Origin of the sequence: Pseudomonas sp. ArH3a (genome assembly GCF_022648765.1) — a bacterium.
GTDB lineage: Bacteria > Pseudomonadota > Gammaproteobacteria > Pseudomonadales > Pseudomonadaceae > Aquipseudomonas.
The window spans coordinates 1,790,497-1,814,911 of record NZ_CP080330.1; the positions used below are offsets into that span (position 1 = coordinate 1,790,497).

At 59.2% G+C, this 24,415-nt stretch carries 21 protein-coding genes; all 21 read left to right on the forward strand.

What is annotated here, in order from left to right:
* Positions 1 to 117 precede the first annotated feature (117 nt).
* The 21 genes from pyrH (at position 118) to ispD (ending at position 24,413) form a co-directional block, all read left to right on the forward strand.
* Positions 118 to 861, forward strand: a complete 744-nt coding sequence (pyrH, locus tag K0P33_RS08040; RefSeq protein WP_048719949.1) for a UMP kinase — start codon at positions 118 to 120, stop codon at positions 859 to 861.
* On the forward strand, positions 858 to 1,415 hold the full coding sequence (gene frr, locus K0P33_RS08045; RefSeq protein WP_242154758.1) for a ribosome recycling factor: 558 nt from the start codon (positions 858 to 860) through the stop codon (positions 1,413 to 1,415). Before pyrH ends, frr begins: the two co-directional genes overlap by 4 nt.
* A 17-nt stretch (positions 1,416 to 1,432) precedes the next feature.
* Positions 1,433 to 2,188, forward strand: coding sequence for a polyprenyl diphosphate synthase (gene uppS / locus K0P33_RS08050; RefSeq protein ID WP_242154761.1), 756 nt, complete (start codon positions 1,433 to 1,435; stop codon positions 2,186 to 2,188).
* Positions 2,189 to 2,998, forward strand: coding sequence for a phosphatidate cytidylyltransferase (locus K0P33_RS08055; RefSeq protein WP_094950051.1), 810 nt, complete (start codon positions 2,189 to 2,191; stop codon positions 2,996 to 2,998).
* Positions 2,995 to 4,185 (forward strand): 1-deoxy-D-xylulose-5-phosphate reductoisomerase, encoded by a 1,191-nt coding sequence (gene ispC, locus K0P33_RS08060; protein WP_242154764.1) that lies wholly within the window; start codon positions 2,995 to 2,997, stop codon positions 4,183 to 4,185. The genes K0P33_RS08055 and ispC overlap by 4 nt, the downstream gene beginning before the upstream one ends.
* Before the next feature lie 53 nt (positions 4,186 to 4,238).
* Positions 4,239 to 5,591, forward strand: coding sequence for a sigma E protease regulator RseP (gene rseP, locus K0P33_RS08065; RefSeq protein WP_094950049.1), 1,353 nt, complete (start codon positions 4,239 to 4,241; stop codon positions 5,589 to 5,591).
* A 74-nt stretch (positions 5,592 to 5,665) separates the two neighbouring features.
* Positions 5,666 to 8,053, forward strand: a complete 2,388-nt coding sequence (gene bamA, locus K0P33_RS08070; protein WP_242154765.1) for an outer membrane protein assembly factor BamA — start codon at positions 5,666 to 5,668, stop codon at positions 8,051 to 8,053.
* 45 nt (positions 8,054 to 8,098) lie between these two features.
* On the forward strand, positions 8,099 to 8,602 hold the full coding sequence (locus K0P33_RS08075) for an OmpH family outer membrane protein (protein ID WP_003172279.1): 504 nt from the start codon (positions 8,099 to 8,101) through the stop codon (positions 8,600 to 8,602).
* Between the two features lie 3 nt (positions 8,603 to 8,605).
* Positions 8,606 to 9,661, forward strand: a complete 1,056-nt coding sequence (lpxD, locus tag K0P33_RS08080; protein ID WP_242154767.1) for a UDP-3-O-(3-hydroxymyristoyl)glucosamine N-acyltransferase — start codon at positions 8,606 to 8,608, stop codon at positions 9,659 to 9,661.
* Positions 9,662 to 9,772: 111 nt separating this feature from the next.
* Positions 9,773 to 10,213 carry a 3-hydroxyacyl-ACP dehydratase FabZ gene (gene fabZ, locus K0P33_RS08085; RefSeq protein WP_003172281.1) on the forward strand — a complete coding sequence of 147 codons (441 nt, stop codon included), beginning with the start codon at positions 9,773 to 9,775 and terminating at the stop codon, positions 10,211 to 10,213.
* Complete coding sequence (lpxA, locus tag K0P33_RS08090; RefSeq protein ID WP_094950046.1) at positions 10,210 to 10,986, forward strand: acyl-ACP--UDP-N-acetylglucosamine O-acyltransferase; 777 nt, start codon at positions 10,210 to 10,212, stop codon at positions 10,984 to 10,986. Before fabZ ends, lpxA begins: the two co-directional genes overlap by 4 nt.
* A complete protein-coding gene (gene lpxB, locus K0P33_RS08095; protein ID WP_242156010.1) occupies positions 10,986 to 12,128 on the forward strand; it encodes a lipid-A-disaccharide synthase in 1,143 nt (380 codons plus the stop codon). Before lpxA ends, lpxB begins: the two co-directional genes overlap by 1 nt.
* Complete coding sequence (gene rnhB / locus K0P33_RS08100; protein ID WP_094950044.1) at positions 12,125 to 12,757, forward strand: ribonuclease HII; 633 nt, start codon at positions 12,125 to 12,127, stop codon at positions 12,755 to 12,757. The genes lpxB and rnhB overlap by 4 nt, the downstream gene beginning before the upstream one ends.
* Positions 12,758 to 12,971: 214 nt before the next feature.
* The gene (dnaE, locus tag K0P33_RS08105; RefSeq protein WP_242154769.1) at positions 12,972 to 16,493 is read left to right on the forward strand and encodes a DNA polymerase III subunit alpha; all 3,522 of its coding nucleotides are present in this window, start codon (positions 12,972 to 12,974) and stop codon (positions 16,491 to 16,493) included.
* 129 nt (positions 16,494 to 16,622) lie between these two features.
* Positions 16,623 to 17,570: an acetyl-CoA carboxylase carboxyltransferase subunit alpha gene (locus K0P33_RS08110; RefSeq protein ID WP_064451162.1), complete on the forward strand. Its 948-nt coding sequence runs from the start codon at positions 16,623 to 16,625 to the stop codon at positions 17,568 to 17,570.
* 164 nt (positions 17,571 to 17,734) lie between these two features.
* Complete coding sequence (tilS, locus tag K0P33_RS08115) at positions 17,735 to 19,054, forward strand: tRNA lysidine(34) synthetase TilS (RefSeq protein ID WP_094950042.1); 1,320 nt, start codon at positions 17,735 to 17,737, stop codon at positions 19,052 to 19,054.
* Positions 19,055 to 19,327: 273 nt separating this feature from the next.
* Complete coding sequence (locus K0P33_RS08120) at positions 19,328 to 20,959, forward strand: CTP synthase (RefSeq protein WP_094950041.1); 1,632 nt, start codon at positions 19,328 to 19,330, stop codon at positions 20,957 to 20,959.
* Positions 20,960 to 20,964: 5 nt separating this feature from the next.
* Entirely contained in the window at positions 20,965 to 21,810 is an 846-nt protein-coding gene (kdsA, locus tag K0P33_RS08125; protein ID WP_064451165.1) for a 3-deoxy-8-phosphooctulonate synthase, read from the forward strand.
* 156 nt (positions 21,811 to 21,966) lie between these two features.
* Complete coding sequence (gene eno / locus K0P33_RS08130) at positions 21,967 to 23,256, forward strand: phosphopyruvate hydratase (protein WP_094950040.1); 1,290 nt, start codon at positions 21,967 to 21,969, stop codon at positions 23,254 to 23,256.
* Positions 23,257 to 23,427: 171 nt separating this feature from the next.
* Positions 23,428 to 23,706, forward strand: coding sequence for a cell division protein FtsB (gene ftsB / locus K0P33_RS08135; RefSeq protein ID WP_057723188.1), 279 nt, complete (start codon positions 23,428 to 23,430; stop codon positions 23,704 to 23,706).
* Positions 23,703 to 24,413: a 2-C-methyl-D-erythritol 4-phosphate cytidylyltransferase gene (ispD, locus tag K0P33_RS08140; RefSeq protein ID WP_094950039.1), complete on the forward strand. Its 711-nt coding sequence runs from the start codon at positions 23,703 to 23,705 to the stop codon at positions 24,411 to 24,413. Before ftsB ends, ispD begins: the two co-directional genes overlap by 4 nt.
* The last annotated feature ends 2 nt before the right edge of the window (positions 24,414 to 24,415 follow it).

A 24,415-nucleotide genomic window follows, 5' to 3' on the forward strand; every position in this document is an offset into this window, starting at 1 on the left:
AACTGGCTTACAAAGCCGTGTTCCGATGGCGCTGTGATAGCGTCCAGCTAGAGTGAACGCAAGCCGTAAACGGCTCGCCAAGAATTTTTAAAAAATACGCCGCAGGAGAGATTCGCAATGGCTCAGCAGGGCAGTGGTTATCAGGCTCGCTATAAACGCATTCTACTCAAGCTTAGCGGCGAGGCCCTGATGGGCTCGGAAGAGTTCGGGATCGATCCCAAGGTACTCGACCGCATGGCACTGGAAGTCGGCCAGTTGGTCGGTATCGGTGTTCAGGTGGGCCTGGTGATCGGCGGCGGCAACCTGTTCCGCGGTGCGGCGCTCAGCGCTGCCGGGATGGATCGGGTAACAGGCGACCACATGGGCATGCTGGCCACTGTGATGAACGCCCTGGCCATGCGTGACGCCCTCGAGCGCGCCAATATCACCGCTATCGTCATGTCGGCTATTTCCATGGTTGGCGTAACGGATCACTATGATCGGCGCAAAGCCATGCGTCACCTGGATGCCAAAGAGGTGGTGATTTTTGCTGCCGGTACCGGCAACCCGTTCTTCACCACCGACTCGGCTGCGTGCCTGCGTGGTATCGAGATCAACGCGGACGTGGTGCTCAAAGCCACCAAGGTTGACGGTGTTTACACTGCAGACCCATTCAAAGACCCGCATGCCGAGAAGTTCGATCATCTGACTTATGATGAAGTGCTGGATCGCAAGCTGGGCGTGATGGACCTGACGGCTATCTGCCTGTGCCGCGACCACAAGATGCCGCTGCGCGTATTTAACATGAACAAGCCCGGCGCCCTGCTGAACATCGTACACGGCGGCGCGGAAGGGACTCTGATCGAGGAAGGCCAACAATGATCAACGAAATCAAGAAAGACGCTCAAGAGCGTATGCAGAAATCCCTGGACTCTCTGAACCACGCATTTGGTCAGATTCGTACCGGCAAGGCCCACCCAAGCATCCTGGGTAGCGTGATGGTGCCGTACTACGGCGCAGACACTTCGATCACCCAAGTGGCCAACATCACCGTAAAAGACTCGCGCACCCTGCAAGTCGTCGCCTTCGAGCGCAACATGCTCGGCGCTGTCGACAAAGCGATCCAGAGCGCCGGTCTGAACCTCAACCCGACCAACCTGGGCGAGTTGTTGCTGATCTCCATGCCAGCCTTGACCGAAGAAACCCGTAAGGGCTTCACCAAGCAGGCGCGCAGCGTAGCCGAAGATGCTCGCGTTGCTGTGCGTAACATCCGCCGCGATGCGTTGGGTGACCTGAAGAAACTGGTCAAGGATAAAGAAATCAGCGAAGACGAAGAGCGTCGTGCCGTCGCTGATATCGACAAGCTGACCAAAGACGCTGAGGCCCAGATCACCAAGGCCACGGAAGAAAAAGAAAAGGACCTGATGGCCGTATAAGGGGTCAGGACGCCTTCATGGAAAAGACCAAGCAGACTGTGCCCTCCGTGGTGCCGCGCCATGTCGCGATCATCATGGATGGGAATAATCGCTGGGCGAAGAAACGCTTTATGCCGGGCGTTGCCGGGCATAAAGCGGGTGTCGATGCGGTGCGCGCCGTGATTGAGGTGTGCGCCGAGGCCAAGGTTGAAGTGTTGACCCTGTTTGCCTTCTCCAGCGAGAACTGGCAGCGGCCCGCCGAAGAAGTCAGTGCCTTGATGGACCTGTTCTTCAAGGCGCTGCGTCGTGAGGCCAAGCGCCTCAACGACAACAACATCAGCCTGCGCATCATTGGTGATCGCTCGCGGTTCCAGCCGGAGCTGCAAGCGGCCATGCGCGAAGCCGAGGCCATTACTGCGGGTGCCAACCGTTTTGTGCTGCAGATTGCAGCCAACTACGGTGGCCAGTGGGATATCGCCCAGGCAGCGCAGCGGCTTGCCCGCGAAGTGCAGGCCGGGCACCTGCGGCCCGACGACATCACGCCCGAACTGTTGCAAACCTGCCTGGTAACCGGCGACCTGCCGTTGCCAGACTTGTGCATCCGTACCGGTGGCGAGCACCGCATCAGCAACTTCCTGTTGTGGCAACTGGCCTACACCGAGCTGTACTTCTCCGACCTGTTCTGGCCGGACTTCAAACACGATGCCATGCGCAATGCGCTGGCCGATTTCGCTTCCCGTCAGCGTCGCTTCGGTAAAACGAGCGAGCAGATCGAAGCTGGAGCCCGGGTTTAAATGCTTAAACAACGAATCATCACAGCACTGATCCTGCTGCCGATTGCCTTGTGCGGTTTTTTTCTGCTCGACGGTTCCGGCTTTGCGCTGTTTATCGGCCTGGTCGTGACCCTGGGTGCCTGGGAATGGGCGCGCCTGGCGGGTTTCAGCGAGCAGTTGCCGCGTGTGGTGTACGCCGCTGTGGTGGCGCTGCTGCTGTTTCTCATGCATACGCTCTCAAGCATTGTCGTGCCTTGGGTGCTGGGCGCGGCGGTACTGTGGTGGGCGCTGGCGACCTTCCTGGTGCTGACCTACCCGCGTACGAGTAGCCAATGGTCGAGTGTGGCCAGCAAGTTAGTGATTGGTTTGTTGATTTTGCTGCCGGCCTGGCAAGGGTTGGTGGAAATCAAGAATTCGCCAATGGGTAACTGGCTGATCATGGCGGTGATGGTGCTGGTCTGGGGGGCTGATATCGGTGCCTATTTCTCGGGCCGGGCTTTCGGCAAGCGCAAGCTGGCGCCGTCAGTCAGCCCGGGCAAGAGCTGGGAAGGTGTTTACGGCGGCCTGGCATTCACATTGGTGATCACGCTGGTTGTGGGGGTTGTGCGCGACTGGTCGGTGAAGGAAATACTCCTGGCCCTGTTGGGTACGGCTGTCGTGGTGTTTATCTCGGTGGTGGGCGACCTCACTGAAAGCATGTTCAAGCGCCAGGCCGGGATCAAGGACAGCAGCAACCTGCTGCCGGGCCATGGCGGCGTGCTGGATCGTATCGACAGCCTTACCGCGGCGATCCCGGTCTTTGCCGTGCTGTTGTGGATGACCGCTTCGTGAGCCGCCTGCAGCAGGTAACCGTGCTAGGTGCGACCGGCTCGGTCGGGCTGAGCACGCTGGATGTGATTGCTCGTCATCCGGATCGTTACCAAGTGTTCGCCCTGACCGGCTTCACGCGTTTAAGTGAGTTGCTGGCTCTGTGCGTGCGCCATGCGCCACGCTTTGCGGTCGTGCCGCAAGCAGCTGGCGCACGTGGTTTGCAGGATGATCTGCGCGCCGCCGGCCTTGCCACGCAGGTGTTGGTGGGCGAGGAGGGCTTGTGCCAGGTCTCGGCGGACTCCGAAGTCGACACCGTTGTGGCGGCCATTGTCGGGGCGGCAGGTTTGCGCCCGACGCTGGCGGCAGTCGACGCGGGCAAGAAGATCCTGCTGGCGAATAAAGAAGCGCTGGTCATGTCCGGCACACTCTTTATGCAGGCGGTACGCAAAAGCGGTGCCGTTCTGCTGCCTCTGGATAGCGAGCACAACGCGATCTTCCAATGCATGCCCGGTGATTTTGCCCGTGGTCTGAGCCAGGTGGGTGTGCGGCGGATTCTTCTTACGGCTTCCGGTGGCCCGTTCCGGCAGACTCCGCTGGCTGATCTTGAACATGTGTCGCCAGATCAAGCCTGTGCACACCCGAACTGGTCCATGGGGCGCAAAATCTCCGTGGATTCGGCGAGCATGATGAACAAAGGCTTGGAGTTGATCGAGGCGTGCTGGCTGTTCGACGCGCGGCCTGATCAGGTCGAGGTGGTAATCCATCCACAAAGTGTGATTCATTCCCTGGTCGACTACGTGGATGGTTCGGTGTTGGCTCAGTTGGGCAACCCCGACATGCGTACGCCAATCGCCAACGCCCTGGCGTGGCCGGAACGGATTGACTCCGGCGTGGCACCGTTGGATTTGTTCGCCATTGCACGCCTGGACTTCGAAGCGCCGGACGAGCAGCGCTTTCCATGCCTGCGCCTGGCGCGTCAGGCGGCCGAGGCGGGTAACAGCGCGCCGGCGATGCTCAATGCGGCCAATGAGGTGGCGGTGGCGGCGTTTCTCGAGCAGCGTATTCGCTTTCCGCAGATCGCGAGTATCATCGAGGACGTTCTGAGTCTTGAGTCGGTGGTAGCAGTGGATGATTTGGGCGCAGTGTTCGAGGCGGATACCAAGGCCCGTGCGCTGGCTGAGCAGTGGTTGAACCGCAACGCGCGTTAGTCTGTGGGCAGGTTTGAGCCCTCAGGCACTGGATTGGAATGCGGAGAAATTAGATGAGTGCGCTCTACATGATCGTCGGCACCCTGGTTGCTCTGGGTGTGCTGGTTACCTTCCACGAATTCGGCCACTTTTGGGTGGCGCGTCGTTGCGGCGTCAAGGTACTGCGCTTTTCCGTCGGTTTCGGCATGCCGTTGCTACGTTGGCACGACCGGCGTGGTACTGAGTTCGTGATTGCGGCCATCCCGTTGGGTGGCTACGTCAAGATGCTCGATGAGCGCGAAGGCGAAGTGCCTGCTGATCAGTTGGACCAATCCTTCAACCGCAAGACCGTTCGTCAGCGTATCGCTATTGTTGCGGCCGGCCCGATCGCCAACTTCTTGTTGGCGATAGTGTTTTTCTGGGTCTTGGCCATGATGGGCAGCCAGCAGGTGCGCCCGGTCATCGGCGCAGTCGAGTCGGACAGCATGGCGGCCAAGGCTGGCCTGGTCGCAGGGCAGGAAATTGTTTCTATTGATGGCGAGCCGACCACCGGGTGGGGCGCTGTCAATTTGCAGTTGGTGCGCCGCATGGGTGAAAGCGGCACCATCAATGTAGTGGTGCGCGAACAGGATTCCACTGCCGAGACGCCGCGCGAATTGGCTCTGGACCATTGGCTTAAAGGGGCGGACGAACCTGATCCGATCAAGTCCCTGGGTATTCGTCCTTGGCGCCCGGCGTTGCCGCCGGTGCTCGCCGAGCTGGATCCGAAGGGCCCGGCGCAGGCTGCCGGCCTGAAAACCGGCGACCGTCTGTTGGCCCTTGATGGTCAGGCGCTGGGTGACTGGCAGCAAGTGGTCGATCTGGTGCGTGTACGCCCTGATACCAAAATTGTGCTGAAAGTTGAGCGCGATGGTGCTCAAATCGACGTCCCCGTGACCTTGTCGGTTCGTGGGGAAGCCAAGGCAGCCGGGGGGTATCTCGGTGCAGGGGTGAAAGGTGTCGAGTGGCCACCGTCGATGGTGCGCGAGGTCAGTTTCGGGCCTTTGGCGGCGATTGGTGAGGGTGCAAAGCGCACTTGGACCATGAGTGTGCTGACCCTCGAATCGCTCAAGAAAATGTTGTTCGGCGAGCTCTCGGTAAAAAACTTGAGTGGACCGATAACCATTGCTAAAGTGGCGGGCGCTTCTGCCCAGTCGGGTGTCGCGGATTTCCTGAATTTCCTGGCTTATCTGAGTATTAGCCTTGGAGTTCTGAATTTGCTGCCCATCCCAGTATTGGATGGGGGGCATCTGTTGTTTTATCTGGTCGAGTGGGTGCGTGGTCGCCCCTTGTCGGATCGGGTGCAGGGTTGGGGGATACAGATCGGTATCAGTTTGGTGGTCGGAGTGATGTTGTTAGCTCTGGTCAACGATCTGGGACGACTGTAACGCTTCGCTGAATTGCGAATCTGCCGCATTTTGCGGCAGTTTGTTTATTGCCAGTTGGAATAAGAAAGGACTTCATGAAACGTCTGCTGCTAACTGCGGTTCTCACCGTATTGATGATCGCCGAAGTTCACGCCGAGTCCTTCACTATCTCCGATATTCGCGTCAACGGCCTCCAGCGGGTTTCCGCCGGTAGCGTGTTTGGTGCCTTGCCGTTGAACGTCGGGGAACAGGCGGATGATCGTCGCCTGGTGGAATCCACTCGTGCGCTGTTCAAAACCGGGTTCTTTCAAGATATCCAACTGGGTCGCGAAGGCAACGTCCTGGTCATCACTGTCGTCGAGCGACCTTCCGTCGCCAGTATCGAGATCGAGGGTAACAAGGCGATCTCCACTGAAGACTTGATGAAGGGTCTCAAGCAATCCGGCCTTGCCGAGGGTGAGATCTTCCAGCGCGCCACCCTTGAAGGTGTGCGTAACGAACTGCAACGTCAGTACGTTGCCCAGGGTCGCTACTCAGCGTCAGTGGAAACTGAAGTGGTCCCCCAGCCTCGTAACCGTGTCGGCCTGAATGTCAACATCAACGAAGGCACCGTGGCGGCAATTCAGCACATCAACGTGGTGGGCAACACCAAGTTCGCTGATGACGACCTGATCGACCTGTTCGAGCTCAAGACCACCAACTGGCTGTCGTTCTTCAAGAACGATGACAAGTACGCCCGTGAAAAGCTCTCTGGTGACTTGGAGCGTCTGCGTTCCTACTACCTGGACCGTGGCTATATCAACATGGATATCGCTTCGACCCAGGTGTCCATCACCCCGGACAAGAAGCACGTCTACATTACTGTGAACGTCAACGAAGGCGAGAAATACACCGTTCGTGACGTGAAGCTCAGCGGCGACCTGAAAGTACCTGAAGACCAGGTCAAGGCGCTGTTGCTGGTGCAGAAGAACCAAGTGTTCTCGCGCAAGCTGATGACCACTACTTCCGAGCTGATCACCCGTCGTCTGGGTAACGAAGGCTATACCTTCGCCAACGTCAACGGCGTTCCGACTCCGCACGATGATGACCACACTGTGGACATCACCTTCGTCGTCGACCCAGGCAAGCGTGCCTACGTGAACCGCATCAACTTCCGTGGCAACACCAAGTCTGCGGACGAAGTGCTGCGTCGTGAAATGCGCCAGATGGAAGGTGGCTGGGCGTCGACTTACCTGATCGACCAGTCCAAGACCCGTCTTGAACGCCTGGGCTTCTTTAAAGAAGTCAACGTTGAAACCCCGGCCGTACCGGGTGTGGATGACCAGGTCGACGTGAACTACGCCGTTGAAGAACAAGCGTCGGGCTCGATCACCGCCAGCGTCGGCTTCGCACAGAGTGCCGGCCTGATCCTCGGTGGCTCGATCACCCAGAACAACTTCCTCGGTACCGGTAACAAAGTTTCCATCGGCCTGACCCGAAGCGAATACCAGAGCCGCTATAACTTCGGTTATGTGGACCCCTACTGGACTGCTGACGGTGTGAGCCTGGGCTACAACGCCTTTTACCGCACCACTGACTACAAAGACCTTAACGTTGACGTTGCGAGCTATGCGATCGACAGTCTTGGTGCCGGTGTCAACATCGGTTACCCGATCAGCGAAACTTCGCGCCTGACCTTCGGCTTTACTGCACAGCAGGACAAAATCAAGACTGGTGTTTACACCACGGACGAGATTTTCGACTTCACGCGTCGCGAGGGTGATCAGTTCCTGAACTTCAAGGCTTCGGTCGGTTGGTCGGAATCCACCCTGAACAAAGGTGTGCTGGCAACCCGTGGCCATTCCCAAAGCTTGACTGCGGAAGCCACTACGCCGGGCAGCGACCTGTCGTTCTTCAAACTCGACTACCGTGGCCAGTTGTTCCAGCCGCTGAGCGATAACTACACCATGCGCCTGCACACTGAGCTGGGTTATGGCGACGGTTATGGTTCGACCAATGGGCTGCCGTTCTACGAGAACTACTATGCCGGTGGCTTCAACTCGGTGCGTGGCTTCAAAGACAGCACCTTGGGCCCACGTGGTACCCCAAGCCGTGGTCAGGCTGTAACCGGTAACCAGGGCACCACCGTTGACTCCAACAATGACCCTCTGGCGTTCGGTGGTAACGTGTTGATCCAGGGTGGTGCGGAGCTTCTGTTCCCACTGCCATTCGTCAAGGATCAGCGTTCGTTGCGGACTTCGCTGTTCTGGGATGTGGGTAACGTGTTCGATTCCAAGTGTCAGCAGGTCACCAACCCGAGCGGCGTGAAGTCCCAGACTCAGTGCAACGACGTCAGCCTGAGTAACTTGGCCAGCTCCGTGGGTGTTGGTGTGACCTGGGTGACCGCGCTTGGCCCGCTGAGCTTTGCTCTGGCCATGCCGATCAAGAAACCGGATAACGCTGAAACCCAGATTTTCCAATTCTCCCTCGGCCAGACGTTCTAAGCGTCTGACCCAAGATAACGACAACGGATTCTGTAGGAGTACATCGTGCGTAAGTTGACTCAATTGGTTCTGCTGGCCACCGTGCTGGTAACCACCCCGGCCTTCGCCGAAATGAAAATCGCCGTCCTGAACTATCAGATGGCTCTGCTGGAATCTGACGCGGCCAAGAAATACGCCGTGGATGCCGAGAAGAAGTTTGGTCCGCAACTGACCAAGCTCAAGACGCTGGAAAGCAGCGCCAAAGGCATTCAGGACCGTCTGGTAGCCGGTGGCGACAAAATGCAGCAAGGCGAGCGTGAGCGTCTGGAGCTTGAATTCAAGCAAAAGGCCCGTGACTATCAGTTCCAGTCCAAGGAGCTGAACGAAGCCAAAGCCGTTGCTGACCGTGAAATGCTCAAGCAGCTCAAGCCGAAACTCGACAGCGCTGTGGAAGAAGTCATCAAGAAAGGTGCCTTTGACTTGGTGTTCGAGCGCGGCGCCGTCATTGACGTCAAGCCTCAATACGACATCACCCGCCAGGTGATCGAGCGCATGAACCAGCTGAAGTAAGCCATGACCGCGACTATCAAACTCGGCGAGTTGGCCGAGTTCCTGGGGGCCACCTTGAGTGGCTCCCCGGAGAAAGAAATCACTGGGCTAGCCACCTTGCAGGAGGCTGGCCCAGCTCAGTTGAGCTTCCTCGCAAATCCCCAATACCGTAAATACCTGGTCGACAGCCAAGCCGCAGCCGTTTTGCTGAAGGCCGCCGATGCTGAAGGGTTTACCGGGGATGCGCTGGTGGTGGCCGATCCTTACCTGGCTTACGCCCGGGCGTCGCACCTGTTCGATCCAAAGCCCAAGGCCGCGGGTGGTATTCATCCATCGGCCGTCATCGCCGATGATGCCCAGGTTGACCCTGCGGCCAGCATTGGCGCATTTGCGGTGATCGAGAGTGGTGCCCGCATTGCTGCCGGCGTCACCGTGGGTGCGCATTGCTTTATCGGCGCGCGCTGCGAAATCGGTGCTGATGGTTGGCTGGCGCCTCGCGTCACCCTGTACCACGACGTGCGTATCGGTGAGCGGGTAGTCATTCAGTCCGGCGCTGTGATCGGTGGCGAAGGTTTTGGCTTTGCCAACTCCAAAGGTGTCTGGCACAAGATTGCTCAGGTCGGCGGCGTATTGATCGGCGATGACGTGGAAATCGGCGTCAACACTGCTGTGGATCGCGGGGCCTTGGCCGATACCGTGATCGGTAACGGTGTGAAGCTCGACAACCAGATCCAGATCGCCCATAACGTGCAGATTGGCGATCACACCGCCATGGCCGCCTGCGTAGGGATCTCCGGCAGCACCAAAATCGGCAAGCATTGCATGCTCGCCGGTGGCGTTGGGCTGGTGGGGCATATCGATATTTGCGACAACGTCTTCATTACCGGCATGACCATGGTGACCCACTCGATTACCGAGCCAGGCGCCTACTCATCCGGTACCGCCATGCAGCCTGCGGCTGAATGGCGCAAAAGTGCAGCGCGCTTGAGGCAGCTTGACGACATGGCTAGACGCCTTAAACAGCTGGAAAAGCGTGTTGGGGACGTGACCCCTGGCGGTAATGCTTCATCAGAAGGCTGATACCATTTCCATATCAAGTGTGCACAGCCGCTAGACTGCCTCCTTGATTTGCTAGCGGGGCGTGCGTTTAGTCCGCCCGCCCCCAATCTTTATTACAGGCTTCCCCCCGAAATGATGGACATCAACGAGATTCGCGAATACCTGCCTCACCGTTACCCGTTCCTGCTGGTGGACCGTGTAGTGGACCTCAACGTCGAGGAAAAGCGCATTCGTGCCTACAAGAATGTCAGCATCAACGAACCATTCTTCAACGGTCACTTCCCTGCGCATCCAATCATGCCGGGCGTGTTGATCATCGAAGCGATGGCCCAGGCTGCCGGTATCCTTGGTTTTAAAATGCTCGACCTCAAGCCTGCCGATGGCACGCTTTACTATTTCGTGGGCTCCGACAAATTGCGCTTTCGCAACCCGGTCACCCCGGGTGACCAGTTGATCCTGGAAGCCAAGTTCATCAGCTGCAAGCGCCAGATCTGGAAGTTCGAATGCCAGGCCTCGGTGGACGGCAAGCCGGTGTGCTCCGCTGAGATCATCTGTGCGGAACGCAAACTATGAGTTTGATTGACCCTCGCGCAATCATCGATCCGTCGGCCGTTCTGGCCGCCGACGTTGAGGTCGGCCCTTGGTCGATCGTCGGCGCAGGTGTTGAAATCGGCGAGGGGACTGTCATCGGGCCACACGTGATCCTTAAAGGTCCGACCCGGATTGGCAAACACAATCGCATCTACCAGTTTTCCTCGGTAGGTGAAGACACTCCGGACATGAAGTACAAAGGTGAAGAAACGCGCCTGGTAATCGGTGACCACAACATCATCCGAGAAGGCGTGACCATTCACCGTGGCACGGTGCAGGATCGTGCAGAAACTACCTTGGGTGATCACAACCTGATCATGGCCTATGCGCACATCGGCCATGACAGCGTGATCGGCAACCATTGCATCCTGGTCAACAACACTGCGCTGGCAGGCCATGTGCACGTTGACGACTGGGCGATCCTGTCCGGCTTCACCCTGGTGCACCAGTATTGCCATATCGGCGCCCACAGCTTTTCCGGCATGGGCACTGCGATAGGCAAGGACGTTCCTGCATTCGTCACCGTGTTCGGCAACCCGGCTGAGGCGCGCAGCATGAACTTCGAAGGCATGCGCCGTCGCGGTTTCAGCGAAGAGGCGATTCACGCGCTGCGCCGGGCCTATAAAGTGGTTTACCGCCAGGGGCTGACGGTTGACCAAGCGCTGACCGAACTGACCGAGCCTGCCGCGTTGTTCCCGGAAGTCGCGATATTCCGTGACTCGATCCAGGCTTCGACTCGCGGCATCACTCGCTAATCATGGCTAGTCTGCGTATCGCGCTGGTCGCCGGAGAAGCTTCAGGCGATATTCTGGGCGCCGGTTTGATGCGGGCCCTCAAGGCCCAGCACCCTGCGGTGGAGTTTATCGGCGTGGGTGGCCCGCTCATGCAGGCCGAAGGTCTCACGTCTTACTTTCCCATGGAGCGTCTGTCGGTCATGGGGCTGGTCGAAGTGTTGGGCCGTCTGCGTGAGCTTCTGGCTCGCCGCAAGCTGCTGATTCAGACCCTGATCGAAGAAAAGCCTGACGTTTTTATCGGAATCGATGCGCCGGATTTCACCCTCAATATCGAACTCAAGTTGCGTCAGGCCGGAATCAAGACCGTGCACTACGTCAGCCCATCGGTATGGGCGTGGCGTCAGAAGCGGGTGCTGAAGATTCGTGAAGGCTGCGACTTGATGCTGACTTTGCTGCCGTTCGAAGCCAAGTTTTACGAAGAGAAGGGCGTACCGGTCCGATTTGTCGGCCACACCCTGGCCGACACCATTCCCTTGCAGGCCGACCGCGCCGCCGCCCGTGCTGAGCTAGGCCTGGCCGACGGTCCTCTCGTCGCGCTGATGCCGGGCAGTCGTGGTGGTGAAGTGGGCCGTCTGGGGGCGCTGTTTTTTGATGCCGCCGAGCGCCTGCAGACGTTGAAGCCTGGCATACGTTTCGTGTTGCCGTGTGCCAGCCCGCAACGCCGTGCACAAATCGAAACGCTGCTTGAAGCACGCAACCTGCCGGTGACCTTGCTGGACGGTCAATCACACCTGGCCCTGGCGGCTTGCGATGCGGTACTGATCGCATCGGGCACCGCCACACTGGAGGCCTTGCTCTACAAGCGCCCAATGGTTGTGGCTTATCGCCTGGCGCCGCTGACCTTCTGGATTCTCAAGCGTATGGTCAAAAGTCCTTACATCTCCTTGCCCAACCTGCTGGCTCAGCGTCTGCTGGTGCCGGAGTTGTTGCAGGACGATGCAACGCCTGAGGCGCTTGCGCAAACTCTACTACCCTTGATCGATGGCGGCGAAGAGCAGACCCGTGGTTTCGACGACATTCACCGTACCCTGCGCCGTGATGCGTCGAACCAGGCGGCAGATGCTGTGCTGACCTTGATCGGCCATAAACAGGAAGCCTTATGACGAAGCAAATGGGCCTGGATTTCAGCCTGGTTGCCCAAGCCCACGAACTGGTGGCGGGTGTTGACGAAGTAGGGCGTGGCCCGTTGTGTGGCGCAGTCGTTACGGCGGCGGTGATTCTTGATCCGAACCGCCCGATTCTCGGCCTCAACGATTCGAAAAAACTCACCGAAGCCCGTCGTGAAAAACTGTACGACGAGATCTGCGAAAAAGCCCTGAGCTGGCATATCGCTCGGGCCGAAGTCGAAGAAATCGACGAGCTGAATATTCTCCACGCCACCATGCTGGCCATGCAGCGCGCGGTGGAAGGCCTGCACATCACGCCAAAAATGGCAATGATCGACGGCAACCGTTGCCCGAAATTGGCAATGCCCTCAGAGGCGGTAGTCAAGGGCGATAGCAAGGTTCCAGCCATTGCCGCGGCCTCGATCTTGGCCAAGGTCAGCCGTGATCGTGAAATGGCCGCGTTCGAATTGATCTACCCCGGCTATGGCATCGGCGGCCATAAAGGCTACCCGACGCCCGTTCATCTGGAAGCCTTGGCTCGCCTCGGCCCTACACCGATCCACCGCCGTTCGTTCGCCCCGGTGCGTCAGGCTTACGAGCTGCGTGAGAGCCTCGGCGAGGTTTAGTCGCGAGGCTGATGTTTTGCTTAAGGCCCGGTACAATCCGGCCTTTAAAGCGTAGCGAGCGCCGGTAAGGCAAGGCGAGCAGCAGCGAGAAAGCGGAGTTGGCTTTAGCCAATGAGCATTTCGAGGCGCTGTTCAACGCAGCATTACCAAGCGCAGTAGCTTTAAATGCCGGATTTCCGGGTTTTGTTGTTTCTAAGTTTAAGACAGGATCACTATGCCGGCTTCATTCGTTCACCTGCGCCTGCACACTGAATACTCCCTGGTCGACGGCCTGGTACGGATCAAACCGCTGGTCAAAACCCTGGTGGGCATGAACATGCCTGCGGTAGCGGTGACCGATCAGAACAACATGTGTTCCCTGGTCAAGTTCTACAAGAACGCCATGGGCGCCGGCATCAAGCCGATTTGTGGCGCCGACCTGTGGCTGTCCAACAAAGACCCGGATAACCCCCTGAGCCGCATCAGCCTGTTGGCGATGAACGGCGTGGGTTATCGCAACCTCACCGAACTGATTTCCCGCGGTTTTATCGACGGCCAGCGTAACGGCTCGATCATCATCGAGCGCGAGTGGGTGGCCGAAGCGAGCGAGGGCTTGATCATGCTCTCGGCGGCCAAAGAGGGCGAGATCGGTATCGCGCTGCTCGGCGGCAACCCGCAGGAAGCCGAAGTGCTGGCCCGCGAGTGGATGGCGGTTTTCCCCGACCGCTTCTACCTGGAAGTCCAACGTACCAACCGCCCCAATGATGAAGAGCATCTGCACGCCGCCGTGGGCCTGGCTGACAAGCTGAGTGCGCCTCTGGTCGCGACCAACGATGTGCGCTTTATCAAGAAGGAAGATTTCGAGGCCCACGAAACCCGCGTGTGCATCGGCGAAGGCCGGGCCCTGGATGACCCGCGCCGCTCGAAGAACTACAGCGAAGAGCAGTACCTCAAAAGCGCCGACGAGATGGCCGAGCTGTTCAGCGACCTGCCCGAGGCCCTGGAAAACTCCGTCGAAATCGCCAAGCGCTGCAACATCGAAGTGAAGCTGGGCAAGCACTTCCTGCCCAACTTCCCGATTCCCGATGGCATGACCATCGACGAGTATTTCCGCAAAGTGTCCTTCGATGGTCTGGAAGATCGCCTCAGCGTTCTGCTGCCCAAGGACACCACTGAAGATTACGAGGCCAAACGCCAGGTCTACGTTGACCGGCTGAATTTCGAGCTGGATATCATTATCCAGATGGGGTTCCCCGGTTACTTCCTGATCGTGATGGACTTTATCCAGTGGGCCAAGAGCAACGGCGTGCCGGTAGGTCCGGGCCGGGGGTCAGGTGCCGGTTCGCTGGTGGCCTACGTGCAGAAGATCACCGACCTCGACCCGCTGGAATATGACCTGCTGTTCGAACGGTTCCTGAACCCGGAACGGGTTTCCATGCCCGACTTCGACGTCGACTTCTGCATGGACGGTCGCGACCGCGTGATTGAGTACGTGGCCGAGAAATACGGCCGCAACGCGGTCAGCCAGATCATCACGTTCGGTTCCATGGCGGCCAAGGCGGTAATTCGTGACGTGGCGCGGGTGCAGGGCAAGTCCTACGGCCTGGCGGACCGCTTGTCGAAGATGATCCCGTTCGAAGTCGGCATGACCCTGGAAAAGGCCTATGAGCAGGAAGAAATCCTGCGTGACTTCATCAAGGTTGATGAAGAAGCTGCCGAAATCTGGGACATGGCGCGTAAGCTCGAAGGTGTGGTGCGTAACGTCGGTAAACACGCCGGCGGTGTAGTTATTGCGCCGACCAAGCTCACCGACTTCTCGCCGATTTATTGCGATGAAGAAGGCGGCGGCCTGGTTACCCAGTTCGACAAAGACGACGTTGAGGCCGCCGGCCTGGTGAAGTTCGACTTCCTCGGCCTGCGGACCCTGACCATCATCGACTGGGCGCTGAAGACGATTAACCGCGAGCGCGCTAAGGTCAACGAAGAGCCGCTGGATATTGCCTTTATCCCGCTGGACGACAAACCGACCTACCAGTTGCTGCAAAAAGCCGAAACCACGGCGGTGTTCCAGCTCGAGTCGCGCGGCATGAAGGAGCTGATCAAAAAGCTCAAGCCCGACTGCCTGGAAGACTTGATCGCACTGGTGGCACTGTTTCGTCCCGGCCCGCTGCAATCGGGCATGGTGGATGACTTCATCAACCGTAAGCACGGTCGCGCCGAACTGGCGTACCCGCACTCCGACTACCAATACGAAGGCCTCAAGCCGGTACTGGCGCCGACTTACGGCATCATCCTGTATCAAGAACAGGTGATGCAGATCGCCCAGGTCATGGCCGGTTACACCCTCGGCGGTGCAGACATGCTGCGTCGCGCCATGGGTAAGAAAAAGCCCGAGGAAATGGCCAAGCAGCGCGGCGGTTTCATTGAAGGTTGCGCCACCAACAATATCGACGCGGACCTGGCCGGTAACATCTTCGACCTGGTAGAAAAATTCGCCGGTTATGGCTTCAACAAATCTCACTCCGCCGCCTACGGCCTGGTGTCGTACCAGACCGCTTGGCTGAAAGCCCACTACCCGGCGCCGTTCATGGCCGCGGTACTCTCGGCGGATATGCACAACACCGACAAGGTCGTGACCTTGATCGAGGAAGTGCGCACCATGAAGCTGCGCCTCGACGCGCCGGACGTGAACGCCTCTGAGTTCAAGTTCACGGTGAACGACGAAGGCCGCATCATTTATGGCCTGGGCGCGATCAAAGGGGTGGGCGAAGGCCCAGTGGAAGCCATTACCGAAGCGCGCCAGCATGGGCCGTTCACGGACCTGTTCGACTTCTGTGCGCGGGTTGACCTTAAACGCATCAACAAACGCACCCTCGATGGTTTGATCCGCAGCGGCGCACTCGACCGTCTCGGCCCGTATTTCCATGATGAGCCGAAGGCTTACCAAGCGAATATCGACCGCAACCGTGCAGTGTTGCTGACCGCCATGGAAGAAGCGATCAAGGCCGCCGAGCAGACTGCCCGCACCCACGACAGCGGTCACGCCGACCTGTTTGGCGGGTTATTCGTTGAAGAAGACGCGGATGTGTACGCCAACCACCGCAAGGCCAAGGAGCTGACCCTCAAGGAACGGCTCAAGGGCGAGAAAGACACCCTGGGCCTGTACCTTACCGGTCACCCGATTGACGAATATGAAGGCGAAATCCGCCGTTTCGCCCGTCAGCGCATCATTGACCTGAAACCGGCGCGAGACACTCAGACCGTCGCTGGCATGATCATCGCCCTGCGGGTGATGAAAAATAAGAAGGGCGACAAGATGGGCTTTATCACCCTCGACGACCGCTCGGGCCGGATCGAGGCCTCGCTGTTTGCCGACGCCTTCCATTCCGCACAGTCGTTGCTGCAGACTGATGCGATGGTGGTGGTGGAAGGGGAGGTCAGCAACGACGACTTCTCCGGCGGCCTGCGCCTGCGAATCAAGCGGGTGATGAGCATGGAAGATGCGCGCACCAACCTCGCCGAAAGCCTGCGTTTGAAGGTCAAGACCGAAGCCCTTAAGGGCGATCAGCTACGCTGGTTGGGTGACCTGCTCAAGCGCCACCGTGGCGCGTGCCCGGTGACCATGGAGTACACCGGCAATGACGCCAAGGCGATGTTGCAGTTCGGGGAGACGTGGCGAATTGATCCCGCTGATGGCTTGATTCAAGCTTTGCGTGACCAGTTCGGGCGAGACAACGTCTTCCTCCAATACCGTTGACGGTCAGATATGTCTGATCTCGACTGAACATTTAATCTCGACCTAAACACGCCTCTCCCTTAAGGTAGGGCGCGAATAGACAACCGGCTGGCCAGGCACTCCTTGGCCGTCGACCCAAGACGGACGCTTATGAACCCGAATTTTCTTGATTTCGAACAGCCGATCGCTGACCTGCAAGCCAAGATTGAAGAATTGCGCCTGGTCGGCAATGACAATTCGCTGAATATCGGCGATGAGATCGCTCGCCTGCAAGACAAGAGCAGCACGCTCACCGAAGACATCTTCGGCAAGCTGACCAGTTGGCAGATCGCGCGCCTGGCTCGCCACCCGCGCCGTCCGTACACCCTGGACTACATTCAGCACATCTTCACCGAGTTCGACGAGCTGCACGGCGACCGCCACTTCTCCGACGACGCGGCCATCGTGGGCGGTATCGCTCGCCTGGACGACCAGCCGGTGATGGTGATCGGTCACCAGAAAGGCCGTGAAGTGCGCGAGAAAGTTCGTCGCAACTTCGGCATGCCGCGCCCTGAAGGCTACCGTAAGGCGTGCCGCCTGATGGAAATGGCCGAGCGCTTCAAGATGCCGATCCTGACCTTCATCGACACCCCGGGTGCTTACCCAGGTATCGACGCCGAAGAGCGCAACCAGAGCGAAGCGATTGCCTGGAACCTGCGTGTCATGGCGCGCCTGAAAACCCCGATCATCGCCACCGTGATTGGTGAGGGTGGTTCCGGCGGTGCACTGGCCATTGGCGTCTGCGATCAACTGAACATGCTGCAATATTCGACCTACGCGGTGATCTCGCCGGAAGGTTGCGCCTCGATCCTGTGGAAAACCGCCGAAAAAGCGCCGGACGCTGCTGAAGCCATGGGCATCACGGCTGATCGCCTCAAGGGCTTGGGTATCGTTGATAAAGTCATCGCCGAGCCATTGGGCGGCGCCCACCGCGACCCGGCCGCCGCGGCCGCGACCATCCGCGCGGAGCTGGGCTCGCAACTGGCGATGCTCAAGAAGTTCGATAACGAGGCGCTGCTGGCCCGTCGTTACGAGCGCCTGATGAGCTACGGTCTCTAAAGTCGACGCTACGATCGTTCCCACGCTCTGCGTGGGAACGCCGGCTGGGGCGCTCCGCGTCCCGAGGGCGGTGCAAGGCTTGAGCCCTGCGCATAGGTGACGCGGAGCGTCACGCGATGCATTCCCACGCAGAGCGTGGGAACGATCATGCTCGGGGTGCTTCGATGACATCGGTCCTATCTGCCAAACTTCTGCAAACCCTGGCTCCCTGGCGCAGCGCCTCGGCCTGGCATATCGCATTCTCGGGTGGTCTGGACTCCACCGTTCTGCTGCACCTCCTGGCCACCCTGGCAAACACCGACACTCTTCCACCACTCAGCGCAATCCATGTCCACCATGGCCTGCAAGCTGCCGCCGACGCCTGGCCCAGTCATTGCCAAGCAGTATGTGACCGCCTGGGCGTGCCCTTGCGGGTGATGCGCGTGCACGTCCAGCCCGGCGCCAGCCTTGAGCGTGCAGCGCGTGACGCGCGTTATCAGGCGTTTAGTGAGGCCACCGGGGCAGGGGAGGTGTTGCTCACCGGGCAGCATCGCGACGATCAGGCTGAAACCTTGTTGTTTCGCCTGCTGCGTGGGGCCGGCGTGCGCGGGTTGGCGGCAATGCCCGCACATCGCCCTTTGGCGGGTGGCCACTTGGTGCGGCCGCTGCTGAAAGCCTCGCGTGCTGAATTGGAAGCCTACGCCCGTGAGCATCAGTTGGCCTGGATCGAAGATCCCTCCAATGCTGATCCACGCTTCTCGCGTAATTACCTGCGTCACCGTGTTTTCCCCGCGCTGACGCAGCGTTGGCCCCAAGCAGTTTCCAGCCTGGCTCGCACTGCTGAGCATCTGAGCGAAGCCCAAGGCCTGCTCGACGAGTTGGCGCGCATGGACCTGCAAGCCGCCGATCAACCTTCGCCGTTTCCCTGGCTGGCTTTGCCGTCGCTGGTGCTTGCGCCATTGCGCGAACTTTCCGACGCCCGTCAACGCAACGTCCTGCGCCACTGGCTGATACCGCTGACCCGTTTACCCGACAGCGACCACTGGGCCGGCTGGTATTCCCTGCGTGACGCCAAGGGCGACGCACAGCCGCTGTGGCGCCTGGCCGATGGTCAGTTGCATCGTTGCGGCGAACGCCTTTGGTGGTTGCCCACCACTTGGTCGGAATTTTCCGACGCATCGGTGAGCTGGCCCTGCCCGCAAAACCCACTAGAGTTACCCGGCAATGGCCAGCTGAAATTTATCGGCAAGGCCCCCGAAGGCCCGTTTGCGGTCCGTTACCGCCAGGGCGGCGAAATCATTGAAGTGCCAGGTCGGGGCCGGCGTGACTTGAAGCGTCTGCTTAACGAATGTGGGTTGCCGGGCTTCGTGCGTGGCAGATTGCCGCTGCTCTATCAGGGTGAGCAATTGCTGGCTGTCCCAAGCCTTGCGGGGCTATGGGCCATGCCGCCGCGTGACTGGCAATTGGATTGGATGCCACAGACTTGCGATCAAGGTTTGAGCTGATAGAGCCTTTCCGGTAGACTACGCTCCCTTCTTGATACAACTTCTGTGGATTCGACTGAATCGCAGCAGTTGCCGATTACCAAGCAGTCTTTGCTGGGCGATTCCAAAAAATGTGTAGCGATCAACGTACCGGTGTTTCATTGCTGGTCTGTCACAACGCGGCGGTTTTTTTGAAAGGTGCACTGTGATTAATGCAGGTGATCGGGGGCTTCGGCCTTCCTTCGCTTTCCCCGGCGGCTCGGACCGCTTTAACGCAGACTTCTAGGGTTTTTCATGACGCGCTACATATTCGTCACGGGCGGTGTTGTTTCTTCATTGGGGAAAGGCATTGCCTCCGCTTCATTGGCGGCCATCCTGGAGGCGCGGGGACTTAAGGTCACCATGCTCAAGCTGGACCCGTACATCAACGTTGACCCGGGCACCATGAGCCCGTTCCAGCACGGTGAAGTGTTCGTCACACACGACGGCGCCGAAACCGACCTGGACCTGGGCCACTACGAGCGGTTCATCCGCACGACCATGACCCAGAACAACAACTTCACCACCGGCCGCGTCTACGAGCACGTGCTGCGCAAAGAGCGCCGTGGTGACTACCTGGGTGCAACCATTCAGGTGATCCCGCACATCACCGACGAAATCAAGCGCCGCATCATCAAGGGTGCAGGCGATGCTGACGTGGCGATGGTCGAGATCGGTGGCACCGTGGGTGACATCGAATCCCAACCGTTCCTCGAAGCTATCCGCCAGTTGCGTTTCGAAGTCGGCGCCAAGCGCGCGATGCTGATGCACCTGACACTGGTACCGTACATCGCCACCGCTGGCGAAACCAAAACCAAGCCTACCCAGCACTCGGTCAAGGAACTGCGTTCCATCGGCCTGCAGCCGGACGTGCTGGTGTGCCGCTCCGATCACCCGATCGACATTTCCTCGCGTCGCAAGATCGCGCAATTCACCAACGTTGAAGAGCGTGCGGTGATTGCCCTGGAAGACGCCGACACCATCTACAAGATCCCGGGCATCCTGCACTCGCAAGGCCTGGATGATTTTGTGGTCGAGCGTTTCGGCCTGCAGTGCAACGGTGCGGACCTGTCCGAGTGGGAAGCCGTGGTCGACGCCAAGCTCAACCCTGAGCATGAAGTCACCATCGCCATGGTCGGCAAGTACATGGAGCTGCTGGATGCGTACAAGTCGCTGATCGAAGCGATGAGCCACGCCGGTATCAGCAACCGCACCAAGGTCAACCTGCGCTACATCGACTCCGAAGACATCGAGAACCAGGGCACCGCGCTGCTCGAAGGTGTTGACGCGATCCTCGTGCCCGGCGGTTTCGGCCTGCGTGGCGTGGAAGGCAAGATCACCGCCGTGCAGTTCGCCCGTGAAAACAAAGTGCCGTACCTGGGTATCTGCCTGGGCATGCAAGTGGCCGTTATCGAGTTTGCCCGTAACGTGCTGGGCTGGAAAGACGCCAACTCCACCGAGTTCGATCACACCAGCGGCCACCCGGTCGTGGGCTTGATCACCGAGTGGGAAGACGCTACCGGCGCCGTTGAAACCCGCACCGAAAGCTCCGACCTGGGCGGCACCATGCGCCTTGGCGCGCAGGATTGCCTGCTGGAGTCTGGCTCGCTGGTTCACGATTGCTATGGCAAGGACGTGATCGTCGAGCGTCACCGTCACCGTTACGAAGTGAACAACAACCTGCTGCCGCAAATCAAAGAAGCCGGCCTGAAAGTCTCCGGTCGCTCCGGTGATGGCAAGCTGGTTGAAGTGGTCGAGGCTCCGGATCATCCGTGGTTCGTGGCCTGCCAGTTCCACCCTGAGTTCACCTCGACCCCGCGCGACGGTCACCCATTGTTCAGCGGTTTCGTTAAAGCTGCACTGACGCAACATCAGAAGAAGGCGTAAACCTGATGGCCCAGAAGATCATTCGCGTAGGCGACATCGAGATTGCCAACGACAAGCCCATGGTGCTGTTCGGCGGCATGAACGTGCTGGAAAGCCGCGACATGGCGATGCAGGTCTGTGAAGAGTACGTAAAGGTGACCGAGAAACTCGGTATCCCTTACGTGTTCAAGGCCAGCTTTGACAAGGCCAACCGTTCGTCCGTGACCTCTTATCGCGGCCCGGGCCTTGAAGAAGGCATGCGGATCTTCCAGGACATCAAGCAAGCCTTCGGCGTGCCGATCATCACCGACGTCCACGAGCCTGAGCAGGCTGCCGTGGTCGCCGAGGTGTGCGACATCATCCAGCTGCCAGCCTTCCTGTCGCGCCAGACCGACCTCGTGGTCGCCATGGCCAAGACCGGCGCTGTGATCAATATCAAGAAAGCCCAGTTCCTCGCGCCCCAGGAAATGAAGCACATCCTGAGCAAATGCGTGGAAGCGGGTAACGACCAGTTGATCCTCTGCGAGCGTGGTTCGAGCTTCGGCTACAACAACCTCGTGGTGGACATGCTCGGTTTCGGCATCATGAAACAGTTCGAATATCCGGTTTTCTTCGACGTGACCCACGCGCTGCAAATGCCCGGTGGTCGCGCCGACTCCGCCGGCGGGCGGCGTGCCCAAGTGCTGGACCTGGCCAAGGCAGGCATCAGCCAGTCGCTGGCGGGCCTGTTCCTGGAAGCCCACCCGGACCCGGACAATGCCAAATGCGACGGCCCATGCGCTCTGCGCCTGGACAAGCTGGAGCCGTTTCTGGCCCAGCTCAAGCAGTTGGACGAACTGGTCAAGAGTTTTCCGACAGTAGAGACCGCGTAAGCGCCATTTCTCCGGTAGACTTTCCCTCGCTTTACGCTCAGGCCTGCGGGCCTGAGCCTTGTCGCCTGCAAGCCTGCCCGTTGTTCCACCCTTGCGGTCGGTCAAAAGATTTCCTTCAGCTGCGTCGTTTTCGTCAACTTTGGAGTGTTTACAACAATGGCAAAAATCGTCGACATCAAAGGTCGTGAAGTTCTCGACTCCCGTGGCAACCCCACCGTCGAAGCCGACGTGCTTCTCGATAACGGCATCATCGGCAGCGCGTGCGCGCCGTCCGGTGCTTCCACGGGTTCGCGCGAAGCGCTGGAACTGCGTGATGGCGACAAGAGCCGTTACCTGGGCAAAGGTGTACTCAAGGCTGTAGCCAACATTAACGGCCCGATCCGTGACCTGTTGCTGGGCAAGGACCCGCTGGACCAGAAAGCCCTGGACCACGCGATGATCAAGCTCGACAACACCGAAAACAAAGGCAGCTTGGGCGCCAACGCCATCCTCGCTGTGTCCCTGGCTGCTGCCAAGGCCGCTGCCCAGGACCAGGACCTGCCGTTGTACGCACACATCGCCAACCTGAACGGCACTCCGGGTGTTTACTCGATGCCGGTGCCGATGATGAACATCATCAACGGTGGCGAGCACGCCGATAACAACGTCGACATCCAGGAATTCATGGTGCAGCCGGTTGGCGCCAAGACCTTCTCCGAAGGCCTGCGCATGGGCACCGAGATTTTCCATCACCTCAAAGCTGTGCTGAAGGCTCGTGGCCTGAGCACCGCCGTGGGTGACGAAGGTGGTTTCGCACCGAACCTGGCGTCCAACGAAGATGCACTGAAAGTGATCTCCGAAGCTGTTGCCAATGCTGGCTACACGCTGGGTACCGACGTGACCCTGGCTCTGGACTGCGCTGCCAGCGAGTTCTACGAAGATGGCAAGTACAACCTGGCCGGCGAAGGCCACGTGTTCACCTCCGAAGGTTTTGCCGACTACCTCAAAGGCCTGACCGAGCGCTACCCGATCATCTCGATCGAAGATGGCCTGGACGAGTCCGACTGGGCGGGCTGGAAAGTTCTCACCGACAAGATCGGCGAGAAAATCCAACTGGTTGGCGACGACTTGTTCGTGACCAACACCAAGATCCTGAAAGAAGGCATCGACAAGAAGATCGCCAACTCGATCCTGATCAAGTTCAACCAGATCGGCACCCTGACCGAAACCCTGGAAGCCATCCAGATGGCCAAGGCTGCGGGCTACACCGCCGTGATCTCCCACCGCTCCGGCGAAACCGAAGATTCGACCATCGCCGACCTGGCCGTGGGCACTTCGGCTGGGCAGATCAAGACCGGTTCCCTGTGCCGTTCCGACCGCGTTTCCAAGTACAACCAATTGCTGCGTATCGAAGAGCAACTGGCAGGTAAAGCCAAGTACAACGGTCGCAGCGAGTTTCGCGGCTGATTGTTAAATGGTAAAAAGTCGACAGGTCGCAGCCGAAAAATCTCGATAGAGTAGTTTTCGGCGCTAATCTGATGGCTACCAAGCACAAGCCTGGTTCTTCCAGGCTTCGTGCTATCAGTTGCTTAACAAGTTTTGCATGGCTGTCTTTTTTTACTGGATACCCGGATTTCGATGCGCAGTCCCAATTGGTTGTTCCTCGTCTTGCTCTTGTTGCTGGCTGGCCTGCAGTACCGCCTATGGGTGGGTAATGGCAGCTTTGCGCAGGTGGAAGAGTTGACCCAGCAAATTGCCGACCAGCACGCCGAAAACGAACGTCTGCTGGAGCGCAACCGCGTCCTCGATGCCGAAGTGCTTGAGCTGAAAAAAGGTACGGAGACCGTTGAAGAGCGGGCCCGTCATGAATTGGGCATGGTCAAGGAGGGCGAAACCCTCTACCAGTTGGCCCAATGAATCACCCTTTGCCGGCCTTCTGGGCCGTGATTCCTGCCGCGGGCGTCGGTGCCCGTATGGCCGCGGACCGTCCCAAGCAGTACCTGCAACTGGGCGGGCGCACTATTCTCGAACACAGCCTCGGCTGTTTCCTCGACCATCCAGCGCTTAAGGGTCTGGTGGTCAGTCTGGCGTCTGATGACCCTTATTGGCCCACGCTGGCGTGCGCCACCGACCCACGTATCCAACGTGCCGACGGTGGGTCAGAGCGCTCGGGTTCGGTACTCAATGCGCTGCTGCACCTGAATGCCCTGGGCGCCGATGACGACGACTGGGTGTTGGTGCACGATGCGGCGCGGCCGAACCTGGGCCGTGATGACTTGGACAAACTCCTGGCTGAACTGGCGCACGACCCAGTTGGCGGCTTGCTGGCCGTCCCCGCACGCGACACCCTCAAGCGCGCCGACAAGCACGGGCGCGTGGTCGAAACCGTGGACCGCAGCCTGATCTGGCAAGCCTATACACCGCAGATGTTCCGCCTGGGCGCCTTGCACCGGGCCTTGGCCGACAGCCTGGTGGCTGACGCCGTGATCACCGACGAAGCCTCGGCCATGGAATGGGCCGGCCAGGCGCCACGCCTGATCGAAGGGCGCGCGGACAATATCAAGGTCACCCGCCCCGAAGACCTCGAGTGGCTGCGCCAGCGCCGGGCTTATCAAGCGTCCTGACC

Bases quoted from the DNA above. Each gene is read 5' to 3' on its own strand.
- pyrH (WP_048719949.1), top strand. From the start codon at position 118: ATGGCTCAGCAGGGCAGTGGTTATCAGGCTCGCTATAAACGCATTCTA.
- frr (WP_242154758.1), top strand. From the start codon at position 858: ATGATCAACGAAATCAAGAAAGACGCTCAAGAGCGTATGCAGAAATCC.
- uppS (WP_242154761.1), top strand. From the start codon at position 1,433: ATGGAAAAGACCAAGCAGACTGTGCCCTCCGTGGTGCCGCGCCATGTC.
- K0P33_RS08055 (WP_094950051.1), top strand. From the start codon at position 2,189: ATGCTTAAACAACGAATCATCACAGCACTGATCCTGCTGCCGATTGCC.
- rseP (WP_094950049.1), top strand. From the start codon at position 4,239: ATGAGTGCGCTCTACATGATCGTCGGCACCCTGGTTGCTCTGGGTGTG.
- bamA (WP_242154765.1), top strand. From the start codon at position 5,666: ATGAAACGTCTGCTGCTAACTGCGGTTCTCACCGTATTGATGATCGCC.
- lpxD (WP_242154767.1), top strand. From the start codon at position 8,606: ATGACCGCGACTATCAAACTCGGCGAGTTGGCCGAGTTCCTGGGGGCC.
- fabZ (WP_003172281.1), top strand. From the start codon at position 9,773: ATGATGGACATCAACGAGATTCGCGAATACCTGCCTCACCGTTACCCG.
- lpxA (WP_094950046.1), top strand. From the start codon at position 10,210: ATGAGTTTGATTGACCCTCGCGCAATCATCGATCCGTCGGCCGTTCTG.
- rnhB (WP_094950044.1), top strand. From the start codon at position 12,125: ATGACGAAGCAAATGGGCCTGGATTTCAGCCTGGTTGCCCAAGCCCAC.
- dnaE (WP_242154769.1), top strand. From the start codon at position 12,972: ATGCCGGCTTCATTCGTTCACCTGCGCCTGCACACTGAATACTCCCTG.
- K0P33_RS08110 (WP_064451162.1), top strand. From the start codon at position 16,623: ATGAACCCGAATTTTCTTGATTTCGAACAGCCGATCGCTGACCTGCAA.
- tilS (WP_094950042.1), top strand. From the start codon at position 17,735: ATGACATCGGTCCTATCTGCCAAACTTCTGCAAACCCTGGCTCCCTGG.
- K0P33_RS08120 (WP_094950041.1), top strand. From the start codon at position 19,328: ATGACGCGCTACATATTCGTCACGGGCGGTGTTGTTTCTTCATTGGGG.
- kdsA (WP_064451165.1), top strand. From the start codon at position 20,965: ATGGCCCAGAAGATCATTCGCGTAGGCGACATCGAGATTGCCAACGAC.
- eno (WP_094950040.1), top strand. From the start codon at position 21,967: ATGGCAAAAATCGTCGACATCAAAGGTCGTGAAGTTCTCGACTCCCGT.
- ftsB (WP_057723188.1), top strand. From the start codon at position 23,428: ATGCGCAGTCCCAATTGGTTGTTCCTCGTCTTGCTCTTGTTGCTGGCT.
- ispD (WP_094950039.1), top strand. From the start codon at position 23,703: ATGAATCACCCTTTGCCGGCCTTCTGGGCCGTGATTCCTGCCGCGGGC.